The sequence below is a fragment of the Tabrizicola sp. T74 genome, from assembly GCF_057219935.1.
In genome coordinates this window covers 1-2,500 of sequence record NZ_JBXVVT010000015.1, presented here as the reverse complement: position 1 = coordinate 2,500, position 2,500 = coordinate 1, and the positions used below count along the sequence as shown (strand labels likewise).

The 2,500-nt window shown below is 55.8% G+C and carries 1 tRNA gene and 2 rRNA genes (1 of these 3 cut by a window edge); all 3 read left to right on the top strand.

What is annotated here, in order from left to right:
• Positions 1–1,917: ribosomal RNA gene (locus AC2EAL_RS21710) — 23S ribosomal RNA — on the top strand; it begins 915 nt to the left of the window's first position.
• Positions 1,918–2,038: 121 nt separating this feature from the next.
• Positions 2,039–2,153: ribosomal RNA gene (gene rrf / locus AC2EAL_RS21705) — 5S ribosomal RNA — on the top strand.
• 172 nt (positions 2,154–2,325) lie between these two features.
• Positions 2,326–2,402, top strand: a tRNA-Met gene (locus AC2EAL_RS21700).
• Positions 2,403–2,500 lie beyond the last annotated feature (98 nt).

Here is a 2,500-nt window from a genome sequence, read left to right as displayed (position 1 = left end):
TACTGAGTCTAAGCAAACTCCGAATACCGTGGAGTACTATCCGGGAGACACACAGTGGGTGCTAACGTCCATTGTGAAGAGGGAAACAACCCTGACCTGCAGCTAAGGCCCCTAATTCGTGGCTAAGTGGGAAAGCATGTGGGACGGCCAAAACAACCAGGATGTTGGCTTAGAAGCAGCCATCATTTAAAGATAGCGTAACAGCTCACTGGTCTAGATAAGCTGTCCTGCGGCGAAGATGTAACGGGGCTCAAGCCACGAGCCGAAGCTCAGGATGCACAGCGATGTGCGTGGTAGCGGAGCGTTCTGTGATATAGCTCATCATGTCTTATCTGCCGCAAGGCGGTGACGGACATGGAGAGCTTTCTGTGAAGCCGGGCTGTAAGGCATCCGGTGGAGAGATCAGAAGCGAGAATGTTGACATGAGTAGCGACAAAGAGGGTGAGAGACCCTCTCGCCGAAAGTCCAAGGGTTCCTGCTTAAAGCTAATCTGAGCAGGGTAAGCCGGCCCCTAAGGCGAGGCCGAAAGGCGTAGTCGATGGGAACCAGGTTAATATTCCTGGGCCAGTGGGATGTGACGGATCTCGAAGGTAGTTTGCCCTTATCGGATTGGGTGGGCTGCTTAGAGGTTCCTGGAAATAGCCCCACATCAGACCGTACCCTAAACCGACACAGGTGGACTGGTAGAGTATACCAAGGCGCTTGAGAGAACCACGTTAAAGGAACTCGGCAAAATGCTCCCGTAAGTTCGCGAGAAGGGAGCCCCATATGCACGCAAGTGTGTGTGGGGGGCACAAACTAGGGGGTGGCGACTGTTTACTTAAAACACAGGGCTGTGCGAAGCCGTAAGGCGACGTATACAGTCTGACGCCTGCCCGGTGCTGGAAGATTAAGAGGAGGGGTGCAAGCTCTGAATTGAAGTCCCAGTAAACGGCGGCCGTAACTATAACGGTCCTAAGGTAGCGAAATTCCTTGTCGGGTAAGTTCCGACCTGCACGAATGGCGTAACGATCTCCCCGCTGTCTCTAACGTGGACTCAGCGAAATTGAACTGTGTGTCAAGATGCACACTACCCGCGGTTAGACGGAAAGACCCCATGAACCTTTACTCCAGCTTTGCATTGGCAACAGGACTGTGATGTGCAGGATAGGTGGTAGGCATTGAAGCGGGGACGCCAGTCTTCGTGGAGCCTCCCTTGAGATACCACCCTTCGCCGTCTTGTTGTCTAACCGCGACCCGTTATCCGGGCCCGGGACCGTGCATGGTGGGGAGTTTGACTGGGGCGGTCGCCTCCCAAACAGTAACGGAGGCGCGCGATGGTTGGCTCAGACCGGTCGGAAATCGGTCGTTGAGTGCAATGGCAGAAGCCAGCCTGACTGCAAGACTGACAAGTCGAGCAGAGACGAAAGTCGGTCATAGTGATCCGGTGGTCCCAAGTGGGAGGGCCATCGCTCAACGGATAAAAGGTACTCTGGGGATAACAGGCTGATGATGCCCAAGAGTCCATATCGACGGCATCGTTTGGCACCTCGATGTCGGCTCATCTCATCCTGGGGCTGGAGCAGGTCCCAAGGGTATGGCTGTTCGCCATTTAAAGAGGTACGTGAGCTGGGTTTAGAACGTCGTGAGACAGTTCGGTCCCTATCTGCCGTGGGTGCAGGAGACTTGAGAAGAGTTGACCCTAGTACGAGAGGACCGGGTTGAACGAACCACTGGTGGACCAGTTGTCGTGCCAACGGCAGTGCTGGGTAGCTATGTTCGGACAGGATAACCGCTGAAGGCATCTAAGCGGGAAGCCCCCTTCAAAACAAGGTCTCCCTTGAGGGCCGTGGAAGACGACCACGTCGATAGGCCAGAGGTGTAAGCGCAGCAATGCGTTCAGCTGACTGGTACTAATTGCCCGATTGGCTTGATCTGATCCGGAAACAGCAAGGCATTACGCCCTGCTCGGATCGTCAAAAGCACGTAAACACGAAACCTGGAACAATCACTGATGTTCGGGGAGCCGTCGCAAGACACTCCCCCGTCTCTTCTCCGGTCTGGTGGTCATAGTAGGCATAAAACTCCCGATCCCATCCCGAACTCGGCCGATAAGTGTGCCCACGCCAATGGTACTGCGTCTCAAGACGTGGGAGAGTAGGTCACCGCCAGACCTGACAAGAGACTGCCTCTCTCAAAAAACGATATCCCCCCGATCGCATCTCTAAGCCCTCGGGACATGGCGCGGGGTGGAGCAGCCCCGTCCGCCCGCAGGAGGCCAAAGCCTCCGAGGACGGACAAATGCAAAGAATACCGGGCTGCAGCGGAACATCTGCAACAAAGCGTCGCGGGGTGGAGCAGCCCGGTAGCTCGTCAGGCTCATAACCTGAAGGCCGCAGGTTCAAATCCTGCCCCCGCAACCAAATCTTCCCATAAAGATCAATGCCGTACGCCCCGCCAACCAGCGGGGCTTCCCGCGTTCCGCGCCCCTGACCAAGCTCGCGAAGATCACACCATGGCC